The following is an 18,082-nucleotide window of genomic DNA, read 5'->3' as shown; positions in this document are numbered from 1 at the left end:
CGTTTGTTGCAAGGTAGGTCTTTTCACTTAAAAAAGCCGCCTACGCGCTTCAGCCGCTCTTCAGCCAAATGTCGGTCGGTGTCCGGCGGCCGCGAATATGGACGGCTGGAACCTTGCGCAGATGGGCGGCCGGGTCGCTCCCGCCGGATGCCTCGATCCGGGAGACCAGCGCGTCGGAAGCGGCGAGGCGGGCTTCATGCATCTTGGCGGCTTCCACCAGGCGGCTGGCAAGGTTGACGGTGTCGCCGGCCACGGTGATCTGGCGGAATCGCTTGCCCCCGAAACGGGCAACGCGCAGCTCGCCCCAGTGCACGCCGACCCTCACCTCAAGATCGAGCTTCCTGGCGTTGGAAAGCAGTGCGTGCGCGCAGGCGAGCGCATTCGACGCATCTGTGCCGGAAGGATTTGGGACGCCGAAAACCAGCATGGCTCCGTCGCCTGAAAAGCTGTCGACGTAGCCGCCATGCGCGGCGGCGACCTCCTCGACCATGGCGTGAAGACGGCGCAAAAGGCTGACCGTGGCGTCCAGCCCCGCCAATTCGCTCTGCGCCGTGAAATCGGCCATGTCGACGAACAGCACCGCCGCCGGTTGGGTGCGGCCCTCGAAGGCCGGGCGGTCCGTGGAAGTCAGCGCGCTTGCGACCGGGCCGGGTATGTAGGCTGACAGACGTCGCCGCTGGCTGTCGCTCAGAGCAAGGTCCCAAGCTCCTATCACGCTGCCCGTGGCGAGGCCGGTCAGGCCGGGCACGGTCAGGTTCAGCCATATGCCCCAATGTGAGAACGCCAGAACGGTGACGGCAAACCAGATCGCGACCGGCAGCGGCGATATTGCGATGACCTGAAGGGCGGAAGGGCGTCGCGCAGCGGCGGCCGTGGCGGCGCCCACGACGATGACGGCGAGCATGTCGGTCAGGGCTGCCCATTCGTTCCTGACGATGAAGCCGTCTGCCAGCAGGTTCGCCGTCGCGGTGGCGAGTCCTTCCACACCCGGCAACTTGCGGTCGAACGGCGTGACGAAGGTGTCGCCGATCGCCGTTGCTGTGGCGCCAACCCATACGACGGCGCCATTCAACCGCTCGGAAGGCAGTCGACCGGCGAGCAGTGCTTGCAGAGAGTAGGTCGGAAACGTTCCCTCCGGACCGTAGAAGTTCAGCGTCCACCTTCCACCGAGGCCGACAGCGACATGGCGCCCGCCGACCTGGAGGCCCCCCGGCAGATCGAGACGGAACGCCCGGCCCCGCCGGTCGTCGAGCAATCGCGCGATACTTACTGGCAGTGCGGGCATTATCAGCCCGTCGTATTCCACCGCCGGGTGGATTTGCCGCAGCGCGCCGTCCTCGCCCAGGACCACATCGACGTGTCCGAGTCCCCGTGCGGCCTCCGCCAAGACGGATACCGGCGGAAGCGCGCCGCGTGCCCCGGGGATCTCTGGCGCGCCCGGCCGACGAACCAGGGTCAGGGTATGGGCGGCCATGGCCTCGTGCGCCGTTTGGGGCTCACCCCTTTTATCCTTGAAGGTGAGCGCGACCGGCAGGACTGTCCGTTGGCTCCGCCGAATGGAACCGGCCAAGGCCAGGTCGGCCTGATCGGTCTCGCCTGACTCCGCGAATAGCAGGTCCAGGGCAATGACGCCGGCCCCGGACGCGGTCATGCGGTCGATAGCCTGGGCCAACACCTCGCGCGGAAGGGGCCAGCCACCGTTGGCGCTCACGGTGCGGTCGTCGATCGCAAGGATAACGACCGGGGCATCGGGGACTCTCGCTCCGCGCAGCGCAAAGCGCCAATCGAGCGTCGACTCCTCGATAGCTGCCAGCAGTGGCCAGTTGCGAAGGAATGGGAGGGCCGCCGCCACGGCAATGAACGGCAATAGCAGGACGATCAGCAAGGCCGGCCGACGGCGGTTCATCGACGAATTGTGGTACGGGCCAGGACGTCGTCCACCCTGGCCGCGCCCCACCGCTTCGGCGTTGTCGGCCCGGTATCCGGCGCGACGTCGATTCCGAGCCCGGCGTCGAGCATGACCTCCCGCTCCCCGCCTCGCACCGCGACCAGACCCTCGACGACGAATACGGCCGTACCCTTACTGGTGAGATCGACGACCCATTGGGTGGAACGAGCGGAAGCGATGACCGTTCGGGTCTCCACATCGAAGCGCTGCCAATCCTCCGTACCGCCCAGCAGGACCCGTACGATCCCCTGCAGCAACTCCAGGATCCCTTGCCGTTCCTGGCGATGGGCATAACGGGCGATGTCGATTTGGCTGCGCGCGCCCAGAATGAGGCGGGTCCCGTCGACGAAGGCGATCCGCAATTTGGCGCCCTGAAGCGTCCGCAGCCTGTCCCGCGCGTGTATGGCCGTGCCCAGCCGGACGGCTTGCAATTCGCCATCGCGCAGGATGTTTGCCGGTCCCGTGAGAGCGGTCACTTGCCCGATTTTCTCCTGCGCCCAGGCGCCGCCACTGACAACGAGTGTAAGCGCAAGGGCAAGGGCGGCGACCGGAAAGCCTGTTCGGGGCATGCGATTGGACCGCGTTCGTCCGAATACACGAATATGTGATTAAAACAATGCGCCAACGACTTCCCCTTCGCAACTGCTCACATTGGTTAGGAACACGCCGGTTATCCGCCTTAATCGCCTGTGCGGCCAGACACGGCTTCCCCTCGCAAGTTTCCGGGTTAAGCCGGTTGAGTAGGGTGACCAGTCACTATAATATCACTTACAGTTGATATTTATGGAATGATTGACAACTAGAAAGGGCGCCTATATAAGCCGCGTCAGTTGCAGTTAAGAAGCACATTTTCGCGCTTAACGAAAATCGGAGAAGGCAATGTCTCACGTCGAGACAGGTTTTCGCCGCTCTCGCGGCTTTCCTGTCCTTTTGCACACCAGTGGGCAGCCGGCGGGAGGGAGTTCGAAGATCGCGGCACCTTCGCAAGGGCCGTTGGGGCCGCGGCATACGCCACGTGGCCGCGATTCCCGCGGGCGGTCCGGATCGTGCCCGGTGTGTTCGGTCACGGCGCTGGCGCGCCTGTCGGTTTCGAATTAAATGACCCTGGAGTTTAATGATGAGTAGCGTCGAATTTAAACCTCCCGAGGTGTCGCACGCACCCCAGATTTCCAGGCTGGTGAGGGAGACCCCGAAGCTCGACCACAACAGCGAGTACATATACGCGCTGTGGTGCGCGTACTTCGCCCGGAACTCGGCGGTTGCCGTCAATGGGGATGAGGTTCTCGCGTTCGTGACGGGCTTTCGCAGCCCGGCGTCCCCGGAAGTGTACTTCCTGTGGCAGACAGCCGCCAAATCCAGGCACGGGATTCCGAATCTCGGCGTCGATCTCATTCAGTACGCCGCCGAACGCGAGATCGCGTCCGGCGCGCGCATCGTCGAAGCCTCGGTCGACGCCAAGAACAAGCCGATGACCATCCTGATGAAGACCCTATGCAAAAGGCTAGGGGGAGACCTCGAAACCGAGGTCCTGTTCGATTCCGAAACGCTCTCGGCCAACGGCACCCAGCACCACGAAGAAACGCTGTATCGGATCCGATTGCGGGATCGCGGATGAACCGACGCCGGCAGGGACCGGCACGCTTGCGAGTTACAAGAAAATGGAGCCCGGCATGAGTCCTTCCATTGCGCAACACGTCGCTGAAAACACGAAAGACATGTGGATCCCTTCTCCCGACCTGGTCGGCTCCATCGTGGAGAAGTACGGCACCCCGACCTTCGTCTATGACGGACAGTTCGCCGAGAGGAATTTCAACCGTCTGCGGCATGGGATCTCGAAGGACGTCGATATTTTTTATTCGCTGAAAGCGAACCCGAATATCTCGGTGACGAACGAGATATGCAGGCTTGGCGCCGGGGCGGAGGTGTCGTCGCTGGCGGAACTCTGCACCGCCGTCCGCGCCGGTGTAGACCCCAGGAACATCATCTTCGTCGGTCCGGCAAAGAGCGAAGAGGAGATCGACGCCTGCATAGAGCACCGCATCTTTGCGATCGTCTGCGAGTCGATCGACGAGATGGCGAAAATCGATGCGATGGCGCGCGATATGGTGGGCCAGGGATTCAGGATGCCGGTCATGATCCGGGTGAACCCGGAGTTCTCCGGCGCCGGCTCGGGCCTCGCGATGAGCGGCAAGCCCCGGCAGTTCGGCATCGATGAGCGCAGGATCCGCGCCGAGGCCTCGACCATCCGGCAGCTCCAGTCGATCGAGGTGCTGGGATTCCATATCTACATGGGAACCCGGTATCTTGAGCAATCCCCCATCCTGAAGAATACCGCGAACATTCTCTCGCTGACCGACTCGTTGGCGGACGAGCTGGGTATCTCGCTGAAGGCGGTCGATATCGGCGGCGGGCTTGGCGTTCCCTACTTCGACAACGAGGAGCCGCTCGACGTCGCCGGGTTGAGCGAAGGCATCAACGAGATCGTCCGTGAGTTTCGCGCCAAGCATCGGGACACGCGCGTCATCATGGAGCTGGGACGCTTCCTGGTCGCCGGGTGCGGGGTGATGCTCACCAAGGTCCGCTACGTGAAGGAATCGATGGGCGAGACCTTCGCGATTGCCGATGGGGGCACGAACCTTCACATGGCGGCCGTCGGTATCGGTAGCTTCGTGAAGCGGAATTTTCCGGTCATCAACTTTTCCTCGGTGTCGAACGACAACGCGACCTACACCGTCACGGGTCCGCTGTGCACGCCGAACGACACGCTTGCCAAGCGCGTCCAGCTCAAGCGGGTGGGCGAGGACGACATCCTGGGTGTGCTTCTTTCCGGGGCGTACGGCCCGACGGCTTCGCCGACGCATTTCCTGAGCCACGGCTATCCCGCCGAGGTCCTCGTCATCGGGGAGGATGCGCACCTCGTCCGCCGGCGCGAGACGGTGGAGGACATGCTGAACAATCAAATCCTGGTGCGTAGCCAGTTCTGAGCCAAGGCCGCGATTATGAGTAGTGAAAGACAGGAAAGCGACAAGTTCACGCTTGTCGTCCGCATGGGTGCGTCGGACGCGCACTACGGCGGAAACGTCGTCGCCGGCGCGCGCATCCTGGAACTGTTCGGCGATGCCGTGACCGGGCTGTCGGCGATGGACCGGGGTGACGAGGGGCTGTTGGCTTCCTGGGAGGAGGTCAAGTTCCGCAAGCCGGTCTATCCGGGCGACTTCATCCAGGTGGATGCGCGTGTCGAGAAGAGGACGAAGCTGCGCAGCTTCATCAAGGTCACGGCGAGCCGGATCGTCCGGGGCTTGAGCAGCAGGGATTCCACGGTCGAGAAGGTCGACCCTCCGGAAAGCGTTGCCGATGCGAACGGTGTGATCGTGATCCCGTACGCCCAGGCGCGGGGAGGGGCCGGGAATGCCAAGTAATTGCGAGTTCGTACACGAGCTGCTCGACCACGCCGCGGCAACCTGGCCGGACGGCGTTGCCATCGAAAACCGGAACGCTTCCGTCACATATCCGGAGCTGCGCGGCATTGCGAACTTCTATGCGCGCTGGCTGGGCGAGCAAGGCGTGCGCCCGGGCGACCGCGTCGTGGTGGAGGCGGCAAGCACCGTCGAAACGGTCGGGATCATCTTCGGGTCCCTCGCGTTTGGTGCGGCGTTCTGCCCCATTCACCCCACGACGCCCGCAAAGCAGCGCCGCTTCATCTCGGAGCATTCCGAGGCTGCCCTGAGTATCCATCGCGAGGATGGCGAGCTTGTCGCGCAAAACGCCTCCGGCACCGTGCGTGTGCCGGGCGTGGACGAGAGCCTGGCCGGTGCCGCGAATGAAACGCGGCTGGCCGAGCTCTGCCCGGACGTGATTCCGGAGGATATCGCCTGCCTGATCTACACGTCGGGATCGACGGGCCTTCCGAAGGGCGTGACGTGCCTTCACCGGCAAGTCGTCTTCGCGGTCAAGGCAATCGCGAACAGCCTCGATTATCGCGAGGACGACAAGATATTCCTCGGGCTGCCGCTGTCGTTCGACTACGGGCTTTATCAAATATTCCTGGGAATCCAAACCGGCGCGACGCTGCATCTGGCCGATCCGCGCTCGGCGGGCCTCAGCTTGTTGAAGGAATTGGCGACGACCCAGGCCACGATACTTCCCGCGGTTCCACCAATGCTAGAAACACTCGCGGTACTTGCGCGCAAGCAGGCGGGAAGTTTACAGTCCCTGCGGCTGATCACGAACACCGGTGCGGCAGCGGCCCGTGCCACGGTGCAGGATCTCCGCAGCAGTTTCCCCAACCTGCGTTTCCAGCTCATGTACGGCCTTACGGAATGCAAGCGCGCGACGATATGCCCGCCGGACGCCGATCTCGAACGTCCGGGCACCTGCGGGCTTCCGCTTCGCGGCACCAAGATCGCGATCGTCGACGACGAAGGTCGGCCGCTGCCGGCCGGCGAGGTCGGCGAGATCGTCATCCGGGGTCCGCACGTGATGGCGGGCTATTGGAAGGACGACGAGGAAACGGCCAACCGCTACGTCCTTCGGCACTCGACCATGCGGGAGCTGCGGAGCGGCGACTACGGCTGGGTGGACGCGGACGGCTTCCTCTATTGCCAGGGGCGCAGGGACGACATTTTCAAGCAGCGCGGCTTCAGGGTGAGCTGCTCTGAAATAGAGGCGGCCGCCTGCGGCCTGAAGGGTGTCAACCATGCCGTCCTCGTTCCGCCGGCCGAGAAAAAGCCGAGTGTCCTGTTCGTGGGCTTCGACGGCGACGAGTTCGACGTGATCTCCCGGCTTCGGGACGAGCTTGAGGAATACAAGCTGCCGGGGAAATGCATTTCCTTGCCGGAATTTCCAACCACGCCGAACGGCAAGTTCGACCGCAAGGCGCTGAAAGCGCTCGCCCACCAGTAAGAACATCAAGATTGGGGAGATGACCTGTGGCAATCGACCACGAAACAGCCAGAGAAGCGTTGCGTCAGGCCGTGAGCAAGGTCCTTGAGGAGGACACGCCGCCCCTGGAGGACGGCATGAACATGTTCGAGGACCTGCGCATGGATTCCACGACGATGCTGGAAACCCTGATGGAGCTTGAGGAAACGCTGCAGTTCGACGTCGATCCGGAAGAACTCGACATCGAGGATTTCCTGACGGTCGGCGCCTACGTCAAGTTCCTCGTCGAGGTGAAGCAGCAGCAAGCATAAGGGCGACACGACGGCGCTTCCGAATATATGCGCCAAGTATTTGTGTGAGGGCAGGGGTGAATAAAAGATCGAACCGCATTGGTCCTCGGCAAATCGAAAGTTCGCACCTTCCGCCTGAGTGAAGGCAATCGAGACACGCAAGATGTCGCGTGAGTGGTAAAAAAGGAGGACCACATGCTTATTCGTTCGTTCAAGGACATCGAGGGCTCGGAGAGGGACGTCAAGGGCGCCCTGGGGACGTGGCGCAGCAAGCGGATCATCCTCGCCGACGACGGCGTTGGATTCTCGCTGCACGAGACGACGGTCTATCCGGGCACCGAAACGACGCTTTGGTACAAGCACCACTACGAGGCCGTCCTCTGCGTCGAGGGGGAGTGCGAGCTCACCAACGAGGACACCGGCGAGGTTTTCAACATCACGCCGGGCGACATGTACCTGCTGGACAATCACGATCGCCACACGCTGCGCCCGAAGACGCTGTTCCGTGCGATCTGCGTGTTCAATCCGCCGGTGACCGGCCGGGAGGACCATGACGCGGACGGCGCCTATCCCCCGCCGTCGGCCGATGCCTGATCGGACTGCCGGAATTGAAGCCGGCCGACCGTTGCGCATGCCGCGCGACGGGCGGCCGGCTTTGCCTGTCGAACGGCCAGCCTTTGTATGAAGCTTGTAAGGAATGAATAGGATGGCACAAGAGGGCATCTACACGGACGTACACCCGCGCAAACAATGGGCCGCCCTGTTCGTCGCAGTCCTGTCCATCGTCGCCGCGGGCTCGTTCACCACCCTGGCCGGACTGCTTTCGACAAATTTCGAAAGCGAGTTCGGGTGGACGGCGTCGGCAATGAGTCTCGGCATCGGCGTCAATATGGCGCTCTATGGCCTGACGGCGCCGTTCGCCATATTCGCGATGCAGAAGTACGGGATCCGGCGGGTCTCGGTCATCGCTCTGTGCATTCTGATAGCCGGCAGTGCGGTCTGCCTCATTCCGAACCTGGCCTTGTTCAATTTTTCCTGGGGTCTTCTCGTCGGCCTGGGAACCGGCACGCTGACGATGGCGTATGGCGCCCTCGTCGCGCGGACCTGGTTCGGCGGACGGCAGGGAACGGTGACCGGCATCGTCACGGCCGCCGCCGTGGTCGGGCAGTTCGCCCTGCTTCCCCTGTGGGCGGAAGCCGCCGACATGTTCGGCTGGCGCGCGCCGCTGATCGGCTCGGCGGTCCTGGCGGGCCTGGCGATTGTCGCGAACATCGCGCTGATGGGCGACGAGCGGAAGTATGCGCCGAACGCCGTTCCGGCCGCCGAGGTCGAAAAGCGCCGCTTCGTCGACGTCTTCCACGTGGTCTACGAAGCCGTCAGGAGCCGGCCGTTCTGGACATTGGCGTTCCTGTTCGCGATATGCGGGGCGACCACGAATGGCGTCATGTGGAGCCACTTCACCCCGGCGGTCTGCGGTGTCGGCATGAGCGCGACGGCGGCGTCGAGCGTGTTGTTCCTTATCGGCGTCTTCAACGTCGTGGGCACGATGGCCTCGGGCTGGCTTACGGACCGGATCAGCCCGCGAATGATCCTGGCTTTCGTTTTCTTCGCGCGCGCCGGAACGCTGTTCTGGCTGCCGCTAATCATCTCCAGCGATTTCGATCCGCAGATCGTGACCTTCGGAATCCTCTTCGGCATCCTGGATGTGGCCACGGTTCCGCCTGTCATCGCGCTTTGCAACCGCGCCTTCGGGGACAACGGACCAGCGGTTTTCGGATGGGTCAATGCGGTCCACCAGGTCGGCGCGGGCGCAATGGCTTTCTCCGGAGGGCTGATCCGGACGAACTTCGGCTCTTACGATCCGATGTGGATTGCGACGGGCGTGTTGTGCGTGATCGCGGCGGTGATGGTTTACTCAAGCCGCTATCCCGCCTATCGGCCCGCCCAGGCGGCGTCGTCAGCTTGATACATTGACGACTTGCTTATCGAGTGGCCGCCCTGCGACGGGGCGGCCTCCCTCCCTGGCTATTGCGGGGAAACGACGAAGGTCACCTTGTCGAGGCCGGTGTTGCCGTTGCCCTTGTCGCGGGCGTAGACGGCGACCTCGTAGACGCCCGGCTCGTCCACGGTCAGGTCGGTCGTGAACTGACTGGCCGAGCCGGCAAACGCGAGTGGCTTTTCACCCAGCAGTTCGCCGTCGCGGTAGACAAGTGCGGCAATCTCGTAGCTGTCGGCATCCCAGAGGTCGCCGGGCGCGATCGGGCAGCCGCACATCATGGTGACGTTGGCATGCAGATTGATGGTCTGCGGCAGGCCCTTCAGCTTCACGTGCGCCGGTGGCGCGAGGACGTCGACGTTGAAGCCCGGCATCTCCAAAAGCCAGCCGTCGCCGCCTGTGATGCCCTTGCCGGGCAGCACCCACTGCGTGGCCGAGACCTCGTTGGCCGACTGCCGCTGCCCCAGTGGGCCGAAGGCGGTGACCCGGACAAGCGTCGGCTCGTCGATGTCGATGCTGGCTTCGAACTTGGCGGCCCCGCCTTCGGACAGCGGTGCGCCCCGCTTGTGCGCCGCTTCCATGATATGCGCGGTGTCGCCGGTCGCACCGGCGGTGCGGCCCTCGGCCAGTTGCTCGCCGGTATCGGCATCGCTCAGCGTCACCCGCACGCCGCCCATGCTGGAGCCGATAAATTTCGCGTCCTTGCTGATGACGTGGACGGTGATGGGCGTCGGCTCGGCGGCCGCACCCGTCGCCATCATCACCGCCATAAGCGGGGCTAGAAGCATGGCGCGTTTCATATCCTGCCTCCTGGGGTATTGTTCGGGGCTGGCGAGCCTGCGCAGTATTTCGCGGATTCGCATTGATCGGCCTCAACCATCCACCTTGCGTCCGTGTATTAGAAAATATAAATATTAGAAAAATTCCAAACAAGCCAGAACATCCTGCTGCGCCGCAGCGTCGCAGATCCGATTCGCCGCGCCTGCAGGAAGCAAGCTCCGCTCACCGGCGATGATGGATACGCCAGCTTCGAGCCGGGACGGCGTTGTATCGGCTACGGGCTTTCAGAAAGCGCGGGAAACCGTGTTTATTGAGCGTACGTTGACGGCCCACGGACTCTACATTTAAGGGTTTTTTCATGTGTTTTTGTTCCCCTGCCCGTCAAAGCAATGGATGCAAGAAAATGCCGATTGAGCAGCGGTCGATCATCTTCAGCCCGCGTGAGCTGAAAGAGGCGCTACAGGAATATGCCGGCCGCACAAAACGGGAGTTGCCGGCAAGCGGCGTGCCGAACGACGTCGCCGTGGACGGCGACCCGGATGTGTCCACAACCCTGAAATGGGGCGAACAGCAGGCGCGTTTCGATGCGATGGAAACGACCGCGGCGGTCCTGATGTACGCGCAGAAAAAGCAGATCCCGATCCCGCGTCGCGCGCGCAAGTCGCTATCGGTGAGAAACGGCTCGCTCGCGCTGATGACCTACATGGCGGATTGAGGCGCAACCGTTAACGGCGCCCGATCGGAAGACGGTACCCCTGACAAGTGCAAGGCCAGTTCGCACCCAAGCCTTGATGGTACGCTAACCTTCGATATGTCTGGAAAAATGGAGCGGGCGATGGGATTCGAACCCACGACCTTCTGCATGGCAAGCAGACGCTCTAGCCCCTGAGCTACGCCCGCATCGCGTGTCGGCGTCGCCGCCGCGTTGCAGAGCGGGAAATAATACGATAGCGCCCGCATTGCAAGAGTCGTTTTCGCACGATCCGGCGGTTCCGTCCCGTGACCTTCCCCGTGACCTCGCCGCACGGCCCGGCAACGGCGGCTTGAGGCGGCGGGGGCGGCTCGCGTAGTCTGCGCCGCGGTTCAACCATCCGCGTTTCAACGCGCATCTTGGGAACAGTCACGCATGAGCGAGCAACAGAGCGAATCGCCGGCGCAGCTTGCCGACGGCAGCGCGCCCTCCACCCCGGACGACCTTTTCCGCATGCTGGAAGACCTTGGCATCGAGACCGACACGATGCACCACCCGCCCGTCTTCACGGTGGACGAGGCGAAGGCGCTGCGCGGCGAGCTTTCCGGCGGGCACACCAAGAACCTGTTCCTGCGCAACAAGAAAGGGCGGATGTGGCTCGTCGTCTGCCTGGAGGACCGCGACATCGACCTCAAGCAGCTTGGCGAGCGCATGGAAAGCGGCCGGCTGTCCTTCGGCAGCGCGGACCGCCTGATGACCTACCTTGGAGTCATTCCCGGCGCGGTGACGCCGTTCTCGCTGCTGAACGACCGCACGGGCGCGGTCACGGCGGTGCTGGACAAGGGCATGCTGGAATCCTTCGCGCGCCTGAACTTCCACCCGCTGGACAACGCCATGACCACGGGCATCGCACCCGGCGACCTGGTCCGCTTCGTGGAGGCCACCGGCCACACGCCGGTCCACCTCGATTTCGACTAGGCTGACGACCGGGGAAATTCGGGTGCCACGGCGTCGTCCCGCGCGGGCTTGTCAGGACAGGGGCACACTGCCATTTAGACATGCAAGACGCCGTGGACTGGCGGCCGGGCGTGCAACACGAACGTCTCGCTGCTTTCGGGGACGGCAATCCAGTTCGACACGACGAAACGAGACGGGCTTTCCTGATGGAACCAATTATCGGCCAGACGCAGGGGCAGCAGCAGGGCACCGCCGGCCAGGCACCCGCGGACACGATCAAGGACGGTGACCAGACGACCTTCAACGAGGACGTGATCCAGGCGTCGATGCAGACGCCGGTCATCGTCGATTTCTGGGCGCCGTGGTGCGGCCCGTGCAAGACGCTGGGCCCCGTGCTGGAAAAGGCGGTCCAGGCCGCCGGCGGCAAGGTCAAGCTGGTCAAGATCAACGTCGACGAGAACCAGGCGCTGGCAGGCCAGCTTCGCATCCAGTCGATCCCGACGGTCTACGCCTTCCACCAGGGCCGCCCCGTCGATGGCTTCGCCGGTGCGCAGCAGGAGACCGCGCTTCGCGAGTTCGTGCAGCAGCTGGTCCAGATGGGCGGCGGCCAGAACGCGCAGGAGCAGATCGACCACGCGCTGGAACAGGCCAAGGGCGCGCTGGATGCGGGCGAGGTTGCCGCCGCCCAGTCGATCTACGGGCAGATCCTGGAGATCGATCCTGAGAACGCCGCCGCGCTGGCCGGCACGATCCGCTGCCACGTCGCCAATGGCGATACCCAGGGTGCGCGGGAAATTTACCAGAACCTGACCGACGAGATACAGGGCCATGCCGAGGTTCAGGCGGCCTATGCCGCACTTGAATTGGCCGAGGAGAGCACGGCGGCCAGGGGCGATATCGCTGACCTGGAAGAGAAGGTCGCGCACGATCCCGCCGACTTGCAGGCGCGTTACGACCTGGCGCTGGCACTCAACGCCGCCGGCAAGCGAGAGGCCGCCTGCGAGCAGCTCCTCGAAATCGTCCGCCGCGACAAGGCCTGGAACGATGACGCGGCGCGCGCGCAGCTCGTGAAGTTCTTCGAGGCCTGGGGGCCGACCGACCCGGTCACCTTGCAGGCGCGGCGCAAGCTGTCGTCGATTCTGTTCGCATGAGCGACGTTGTCCATCCCTTCGACCCTACTCTGGACGAGTTACCGGAGACGCTGCCGATTTTCCCGCTGCCGGGCGTGCTGCTGCTGCCGGGCGGCCGGCTGCCGTTAAACGTCTTTGAGCCGCGCTACCTCAGCATGGTGCAGGACGCGCTTGCCGGCTCGCGGATGATCGGCATGGTGCAGCCGGTGGCCGAGGAGGAGGAAGCCGACAACGAAGAGGCCGGCGAGGGCGGGGATGCAAGCTTCGAGGACGAGGCCGGCGGCGGATCCACCACCTATGACCCCGGTAGCGCGCCGGTCTACGCCACCGGCTGCGCGGGCCGCATCGTCGCGTTCTCCGAGACCGATGACGGGCGCTATCTGATAACCCTGCGCGGCGTCGTCCGCTTCCGTATTTCGCGCGAATTGCCGCTGTTGAACGGTTATCGGCGGGTCCAGCCGTCGTTTTCGGCTTTTGCCGACGACCTTGAACGCCGCCGCGTCATGTTCGACCGGCAGCGTTTGTTGGACGCGTTGCAGTATTACTTCGATCAACAGGGTATAGAGGCCGACTGGGACGCCATCCAGGAAGCTTCGAACGAGCGGCTGGTGACATCGCTTGCCATGGTTTGCCCGTTCTCCGCGGCGGAGAAGCAGGCACTACTGGAGGCGCCGGACCTCTCGCAGCGGGCCGAGACGATGACGGCAATCCTGGAGATGGCGGTTCTAGGCTCGGGTCAGTCGGGCGCCGAGGCGCCGCGCCACTGAAACGCGGCCGCTGGGCGGCGATCAATATGGAGGACAAGCGCGATGAGCGATACGGACAAGGCGGGCGTCGATCCCAAGCTGTTGGAGATCCTCGTGTGCCCGCTGACCAAGGGGCCGCTCGAATACGACGCGGAGCACCAGGAACTCATAAGCCGGCAGGCGCACCTTGCCTACCCGATCCGCGACGGCATCCCGATCATGCTGCCGGACGAGGCGCGCCGGCTGGAAGACTGAGCGGGCTGAAACGATGAGTGAAAGGCAGGGCCACGGCACCCGGCACTGGCCGCTGGAAATCCGCTACGACAGCAAGGCCAAGGCCGTCGAGATCGATTTCGACGACGGTCAGTCCTTCACCTATCCGGCGGAGTTCCTGCGCGTGGAAAGCCCCTCGGCCGAGGTGCAGGGGCACGGTCCCGGCCAGAAACAGATCGTTCCGGGCCGGAAGCACGTCGGCATCATGGCGATCGAGCCGGTCGGGAACTACGCGGTGCGCATCCGGTTCGACGACCTGCACGACACCGGCATCTACTCCTGGGCCTACCTGCGCGAATTGGGCGAGCGGCAGGACGAGCTGTGGGCCGAGTACCTGAAGAACCTGGAGGCGCAGGGCCTGTCGCGGGAGCCGTAGCGGGGCTGCGCGGGCAATCCGGCAAGGTCTTTTGCGGGAACCGGCGTTAGTCCCTGCTGCCTTGCTTCTGTTTCAGTTTCTTCGCGTAGGCGACCAGGTCCTCGATATCCTCCAGCGTCAGCTCGAAGGTCGCCGCCGTCGCCGGGACGTTCTTCATCGGCTCCACCCCCTCCATCCGCACGAACACGGGATGCGGCGGCCGCTGGAAGAACGAGGCCATTCGCGCGATGCCGTCGTCCCAGGTGACGAGCCGGTCGAAGGTGGGCGAGTTGCCGGCGCCGCCATAGGGGTTGTAGCTCTTGATGACGTGACAGCGCGCGCAGTGCTGGCGTGCCAGATCGCGCCCCTGTGTGACGTCGCCCTCCTGGGCCAACACGGGCGTGGCGATCGACAGCACGGCAATCGCCGCGAGTTCGCGCAACCGCAACATGGCGAAAGGCTATCGCGCGAACGGCCGAGGGAAAAGCCTGTTGCTGCGCTTTTCCGCGCCGTCGTCGCGTGCGGATGGCTCAGCCCTGGCGGCGGAATACCAGGATCAGGTTGTTGGCAGGCATCTCCACGATCTCTTCAAGGACGAACCCGTGCCGTTCGGCGACAGTCGAGACGTCGTCGACATCGCGCACGCCCCACGACGAGTCGCTGGCGCGCAGCGAGCTGTCGAATCGGGCATTGCTCTCGGCCGTGTGCTGTCCGTGCCGCTTGAAGGGGCCGTAAATGGCAATGGGCGCGCCAGCCGGGAGGATTTCGGCGCATCCGGCGAACATACCCTCGGTCGCGGTCCAGGGCGAGATGTGCAGCAAATTGACGCAGACCGCGGCCGAGGCGAACTCGATGGGCCACGGGCGCGAGGTTACGTCGATGGCAAGCGCCGGCCGGATGTTCCGCGCGCCGGCAAGGCGTGCATGGGCATCGATGGACCTGCGCATGTCCGGGTCGGCGTCGCTTGGCTGCCAGACGAGCGGACGGAGATGCTGGGCCAACCAGATGGCGTGCTCGCCGGTGCCGCTGGCCAGTTCCAGGACGATTCCCGAGCCCGGCAGCACCCGCGAAAGGACATCGAGAATGGGCTCGCGGTTGCGTTGCGTGGCAGGTGCATGCAGGCGCGGGTCGCATGGCTGCTCGCCGCTGCTCAGGCCGTCCTCGCCATCCATTGAATGGTATCGTGGATCGTTCATGATGCCTGTCTACACCTTCGCCTGAGTTGGCGAAACCCTGAAAACCGCAGTTCACCTAGGGTTGTACCGGGTGATTGCCACGTGATAGGCAAAGCCGATGTGGGAGCGGATCAAGAGTCTTCTGAGCGAGCGCGAGTCCGCGGGATCGGACGGCGCGCCGGACGAGGAGCTGCAGCTGGCCGTCGCGGTGCTGCTTGTCGAAGCGGCGCACATGGACTCCGAGTTCCACTCTGACGAACGGTCAAGCATCGTCGACCTGCTGGCCCGCCGCTTTGAACTGGACGCCGCGGCGGCGGAGAAGCTGGTCGACAAGGCCGCGGCCACGGTGGCCGACTCGGCGGAGCTCTACGGATTCACGCGGGTCGTGAAGGACTCCTTCACCCATGAGGACCGCGTGGAGATGATGGAGATGCTCTGGGAGGTGGCCTACGCCGACGGTGAGCTGCACGACTACGAGGCAAACCTGATGCGCCGCGTGGCCGGGCTGATTTACGTGAGCGACCGGGAAAGCGGCGAAGCGCGGAAACGGGCCTTGTCGCGCCTGGGTATCGACAATTAGGTGAACGGCTGCCGCCGCCGCTGGCGCGCAGTTGATTGAGGGAAAGAAGCGACGATGACGTACGTTGTCACGGAAGCGTGCATCAAGTGCAAGTACACCGACTGTGTCGAGGTTTGCCCCGTGGATTGCTTCTACGAGGGTGACAACATGCTTGTGATTCACCCCGACGAGTGCATCGACTGCGGCGTGTGCGAGCCGGAGTGCCCGCCCGAGGCGATCGTGCCGGACACGGACCCGCAGGCGGAGGCGTGGCTGGAGTTGAATACCAAGTACAGCGAAATCTGGCCGAATATTACGCGCAAGAAGGAGGCGCCGGCGGACGCCGACGAACGCAACGGCGAGCCCGACAAGTACAACAAGTACTTCACCGGCGAGCCTGGAACCGGCGACGAATAGACGCACCCAGCGGCACCCGGTCGCGCATACCAGCCTTGCAGAATTCGCGGGCAAAGGCTTATGCCTGGAATCCTGCGCGATTACCCCTCGGAAGGAGGCGTGCGTGCGCGACCGGCGCCGAAATTGCTGCGCCGCAAAAACTTGCCTGCAATAAAAAATTCATGTATATATTTGAAGTGGTTGGGGTGAGTAGTCGCACGGCTGTCTGCCCCATGCACTCCGTGGGCGCACTACGCCGCTTCTTAGGGGTGTAGCTTGGCGAAGCGAACGGGCCTTGAGGGGGGCCTGGATTTCGCGCGCAATTCGTATTGGCCGTACCGGCGGGACCCGACCTCGGGGGGAGGGCTGCGCCGCAGTACGTTTGTCGCCGTCGCGTGTGCGAATGGCGGTTCGGCCGCATTGTCGATGTGGATGATGGGATAGAAAAATGGCGCAGGCGAAGCAGAAGGAAATGGGATTCTCCGAAGGTGACTACGTCGTGTACCCGGCGCACGGCGTCGGCAAGGTCACCGGCGTGGAGATGGAGGAGATTTCCGGTACGAAGCTGGAACTCATCGTCATCAAGTTCGACAAGGACCGCATGACGTTGCGCGTGCCGGTGACGAAGGCGTCGAATTCGGGCCTGCGCAAGCTGTCGACCAAGAAGGTCATGGAAAGCGCGTTGGCCACCCTGAAGGGCCGTAGCCGCGCCAAGAAGACGATGTGGAGCCGCCGCGCGCAGGAGTACGAGGCGAAGATCAACTCCGGCGATCCCGTCTCCATTGCCGAGGTCGTGCGCGACCTGCACCGCAACGAGGACCAGGGCGAGCAGTCGTACAGCGAGCGGCAGATGTACCAGGCCGCGCTTGAGCGCCTTGCCCGCGAGTTCGCCGCGATGGAGCGCATCGATGAGGTGGCGGCGGCCGAAAAGCTGGAGGACGTGCTGCGCGCGGCGTAAAACCGCGCAAACGTCCAATCCGCTTCCGTTTCGGGCCCGCGCCGGTTTAGAAAAGCTGGCGCGGGCCTTTTTCGCGCCAACGTATATCCCACATTCTCGTGAAAGCTTGAACCGGACCCACCGAATGCGATGACCGACCGCCGCATCGCCAACCTGGAGACTCCCGAGCGGGTCTGGGCGGTCGCCGCGATCCACGGCGAAGCCGGCCGCCTTGCCCGCCTGCACGATCAGCTATGGCAACGGCTCGCGCGCGGGGACCGTGTCGTCTACCTGGGCAACATGATCGGTCACGGCGAATCCATCGTGGCGACCGTGGACGAACTCGTGGATTTCAGGCGCGCCGTGATGGCCCGCCCTGGCGGCTTCGCCTGCCATCTCGTTTATCTTCGTGGCAGCCAGGAAGTCATGTGGCAGAAACTGCTGCAGTTGCAGTTCACCCCCGATCCGGTCGGCGCACTGTCCTGGATGCTGCAACGCGGCGTGTCGGCAACGCTGGAGGCCTACGGCGCCGACGCGGAAGCCGGGGTTCGCGCCGCGCGCGCCGGCACGGTTGCGCTCACCCGCTGGACATCGGGCGTACGGCAGGCCATGCAGCGCCATGCCGGGCACGTGGAATTGCTGGGCCGCATGCACAGTGCCGCGCAGACGGGCGAGAACGGCGTGCTGTTCGTCAACGCCGGCCTCGACCCGCACAAGCCTTTGGCCGAGCAGGGCGACCTGTTCTGGTGGCACGGCGCCGGATTCAGCGAGCTGGACCGCCCCTATGCCGGATTCCAGCGTATCGTGCGCGGCTTCGATCCGCGCCGCCGGGGGCCGGAGGAACTGCCGCACAAGCTGACCCTGGACGCGGGTGCCGGCTTCGGTGGACCGGTGGTGGCGGCGTGCTTCGACCGCGCCGGACAAGTCATCGAGCACCTGGAAGCGTGATGCTCGCGCCGCCTCCAGGG

At 64.1% G+C, this 18,082-nt stretch carries 21 protein-coding genes, 1 tRNA gene and 1 pseudogene; 17 read left to right on the top strand and 6 right to left on the bottom strand.

Annotation, left to right across the window (positions count from 1 at the left end):
• Window positions 1–49: 49 nt before the first annotated feature.
• Together DRB17_RS08855 and DRB17_RS08850 are read right to left on the bottom strand one after the other, a co-directional pair.
• Complete coding sequence (locus DRB17_RS08855; RefSeq protein WP_161958757.1) at window positions 50–1,885, bottom strand: CHASE2 domain-containing protein; 1,836 nt, start codon at window positions 1,883–1,885, stop codon at window positions 50–52.
• A 17-nt stretch (window positions 1,886–1,902) separates the two neighbouring features.
• Window positions 1,903–2,517, bottom strand: coding sequence for a FecR family protein (locus DRB17_RS08850; protein ID WP_114581840.1), 615 nt, complete (start codon window positions 2,515–2,517; stop codon window positions 1,903–1,905).
• 548 nt (window positions 2,518–3,065) lie between these two features.
• Between DRB17_RS08850 and DRB17_RS08845 the strand changes: the two genes are divergently transcribed.
• From DRB17_RS08845 to DRB17_RS08815, 7 genes are all read left to right on the top strand, one after another.
• Window positions 3,066–3,563 carry a GNAT family protein gene (locus DRB17_RS08845; protein WP_147274859.1) on the top strand — a complete coding sequence of 166 codons (498 nt, stop codon included), beginning with the start codon at window positions 3,066–3,068 and terminating at the stop codon, window positions 3,561–3,563.
• Window positions 3,564–3,663: 100 nt separating this feature from the next.
• Window positions 3,664–4,932: a type III PLP-dependent enzyme domain-containing protein gene (locus DRB17_RS08840; RefSeq protein WP_114581838.1), complete on the top strand. Its 1,269-nt coding sequence runs from the start codon at window positions 3,664–3,666 to the stop codon at window positions 4,930–4,932.
• 15 nt (window positions 4,933–4,947) lie between these two features.
• Entirely contained in the window at window positions 4,948–5,367 is a 420-nt protein-coding gene (locus DRB17_RS08835) for a hotdog family protein (RefSeq protein ID WP_114581837.1), read from the top strand.
• On the top strand, window positions 5,357–6,850 hold the full coding sequence (locus tag DRB17_RS08830; RefSeq protein WP_114581836.1) for a class I adenylate-forming enzyme family protein: 1,494 nt from the start codon (window positions 5,357–5,359) through the stop codon (window positions 6,848–6,850). The genes DRB17_RS08835 and DRB17_RS08830 overlap by 11 nt, the downstream gene beginning before the upstream one ends.
• A gap of 26 nt (window positions 6,851–6,876) precedes the next feature.
• Complete coding sequence (locus DRB17_RS08825; protein WP_277738571.1) at window positions 6,877–7,140, top strand: phosphopantetheine-binding protein; 264 nt, start codon at window positions 6,877–6,879, stop codon at window positions 7,138–7,140.
• A gap of 174 nt (window positions 7,141–7,314) precedes the next feature.
• The gene (locus DRB17_RS08820; protein ID WP_114581835.1) at window positions 7,315–7,713 is read left to right on the top strand and encodes an ectoine synthase; all 399 of its coding nucleotides are present in this window, start codon (window positions 7,315–7,317) and stop codon (window positions 7,711–7,713) included.
• Window positions 7,714–7,825: 112 nt separating this feature from the next.
• Entirely contained in the window at window positions 7,826–9,085 is a 1,260-nt protein-coding gene (locus DRB17_RS08815) for an MFS transporter (protein ID WP_161958756.1), read from the top strand.
• Window positions 9,086–9,144: 59 nt separating this feature from the next.
• Here the strand turns inward: DRB17_RS08815 and DRB17_RS08810 are convergent, their stop codons facing one another.
• On the bottom strand, window positions 9,145–9,915 hold the full coding sequence (locus DRB17_RS08810; RefSeq protein WP_114581833.1) for a hypothetical protein: 771 nt from the start codon (window positions 9,913–9,915) through the stop codon (window positions 9,145–9,147).
• A 383-nt stretch (window positions 9,916–10,298) separates the two neighbouring features.
• On the opposite strand from DRB17_RS08810, the gene DRB17_RS08805 reads away from it, so the two are divergent.
• Entirely contained in the window at window positions 10,299–10,610 is a 312-nt protein-coding gene (locus tag DRB17_RS08805; protein WP_114581832.1) for a hypothetical protein, read from the top strand.
• A 109-nt stretch (window positions 10,611–10,719) separates the two neighbouring features.
• Here DRB17_RS08805 and DRB17_RS08800 read toward each other — a convergent pair.
• A tRNA-Gly gene (locus DRB17_RS08800) sits at window positions 10,720–10,795 on the bottom strand.
• A 226-nt stretch (window positions 10,796–11,021) separates the two neighbouring features.
• Between DRB17_RS08800 and DRB17_RS08795 the strand changes: the two genes are divergently transcribed.
• The 5 genes and pseudogenes from DRB17_RS08795 (at window position 11,022) to DRB17_RS08775 (ending at window position 14,068) form a co-directional block, all read left to right on the top strand.
• On the top strand, window positions 11,022–11,564 hold the full coding sequence (locus tag DRB17_RS08795) for a prolyl-tRNA synthetase associated domain-containing protein (protein WP_114581831.1): 543 nt from the start codon (window positions 11,022–11,024) through the stop codon (window positions 11,562–11,564).
• A gap of 80 nt (window positions 11,565–11,644) precedes the next feature.
• Window positions 11,645–12,628: pseudogene (gene trxA / locus DRB17_RS08790) on the top strand (thioredoxin); the annotation flags it as partial.
• 62 nt (window positions 12,629–12,690) lie between these two features.
• Complete coding sequence (locus DRB17_RS08785) at window positions 12,691–13,440, top strand: LON peptidase substrate-binding domain-containing protein (RefSeq protein ID WP_114581829.1); 750 nt, start codon at window positions 12,691–12,693, stop codon at window positions 13,438–13,440.
• 42 nt (window positions 13,441–13,482) lie between these two features.
• Window positions 13,483–13,674, top strand: coding sequence for a Trm112 family protein (locus tag DRB17_RS08780; protein ID WP_114581828.1), 192 nt, complete (start codon window positions 13,483–13,485; stop codon window positions 13,672–13,674).
• A gap of 13 nt (window positions 13,675–13,687) precedes the next feature.
• Complete coding sequence (locus DRB17_RS08775; protein WP_114581827.1) at window positions 13,688–14,068, top strand: gamma-butyrobetaine hydroxylase family protein; 381 nt, start codon at window positions 13,688–13,690, stop codon at window positions 14,066–14,068.
• A 46-nt stretch (window positions 14,069–14,114) separates the two neighbouring features.
• Here DRB17_RS08775 and DRB17_RS08770 read toward each other — a convergent pair whose 3' ends face one another.
• Window positions 14,115–14,498: a c-type cytochrome gene (locus DRB17_RS08770; protein ID WP_114581826.1), complete on the bottom strand. Its 384-nt coding sequence runs from the start codon at window positions 14,496–14,498 to the stop codon at window positions 14,115–14,117.
• A gap of 79 nt (window positions 14,499–14,577) precedes the next feature.
• Complete coding sequence (locus DRB17_RS08765) at window positions 14,578–15,243, bottom strand: DUF938 domain-containing protein (RefSeq protein ID WP_241503780.1); 666 nt, start codon at window positions 15,241–15,243, stop codon at window positions 14,578–14,580.
• Between the two features lie 97 nt (window positions 15,244–15,340).
• Between DRB17_RS08765 and DRB17_RS08760 the strand changes: the two genes are divergently transcribed.
• The 4 genes from DRB17_RS08760 (at window position 15,341) to DRB17_RS08745 (ending at window position 18,062) form a co-directional block, all read left to right on the top strand.
• Window positions 15,341–15,802 carry a tellurite resistance TerB family protein gene (locus DRB17_RS08760; RefSeq protein WP_114581824.1) on the top strand — a complete coding sequence of 154 codons (462 nt, stop codon included), beginning with the start codon at window positions 15,341–15,343 and terminating at the stop codon, window positions 15,800–15,802.
• Between the two features lie 54 nt (window positions 15,803–15,856).
• Window positions 15,857–16,198 carry a ferredoxin FdxA gene (fdxA, locus tag DRB17_RS08755; RefSeq protein ID WP_114581823.1) on the top strand — a complete coding sequence of 114 codons (342 nt, stop codon included), beginning with the start codon at window positions 15,857–15,859 and terminating at the stop codon, window positions 16,196–16,198.
• A gap of 427 nt (window positions 16,199–16,625) precedes the next feature.
• Window positions 16,626–17,135 (top strand): CarD family transcriptional regulator, encoded by a 510-nt coding sequence (locus DRB17_RS08750; RefSeq protein ID WP_241503779.1) that lies wholly within the window; start codon window positions 16,626–16,628, stop codon window positions 17,133–17,135.
• Between the two features lie 129 nt (window positions 17,136–17,264).
• Window positions 17,265–18,062, top strand: a complete 798-nt coding sequence (locus DRB17_RS08745; protein WP_114581822.1) for a hypothetical protein — start codon at window positions 17,265–17,267, stop codon at window positions 18,060–18,062.
• Window positions 18,063–18,082 lie beyond the last annotated feature (20 nt).

It is taken from the genome of Ferruginivarius sediminum (assembly GCF_003344765.1).
Taxonomy (GTDB): domain Bacteria; phylum Pseudomonadota; class Alphaproteobacteria; order Kiloniellales; family Rhodovibrionaceae; genus Ferruginivarius; species Ferruginivarius sediminum.
Note: the sequence above shows the minus strand (reverse complement) of the source record. Positions and strands in the feature narration are given on the sequence as shown.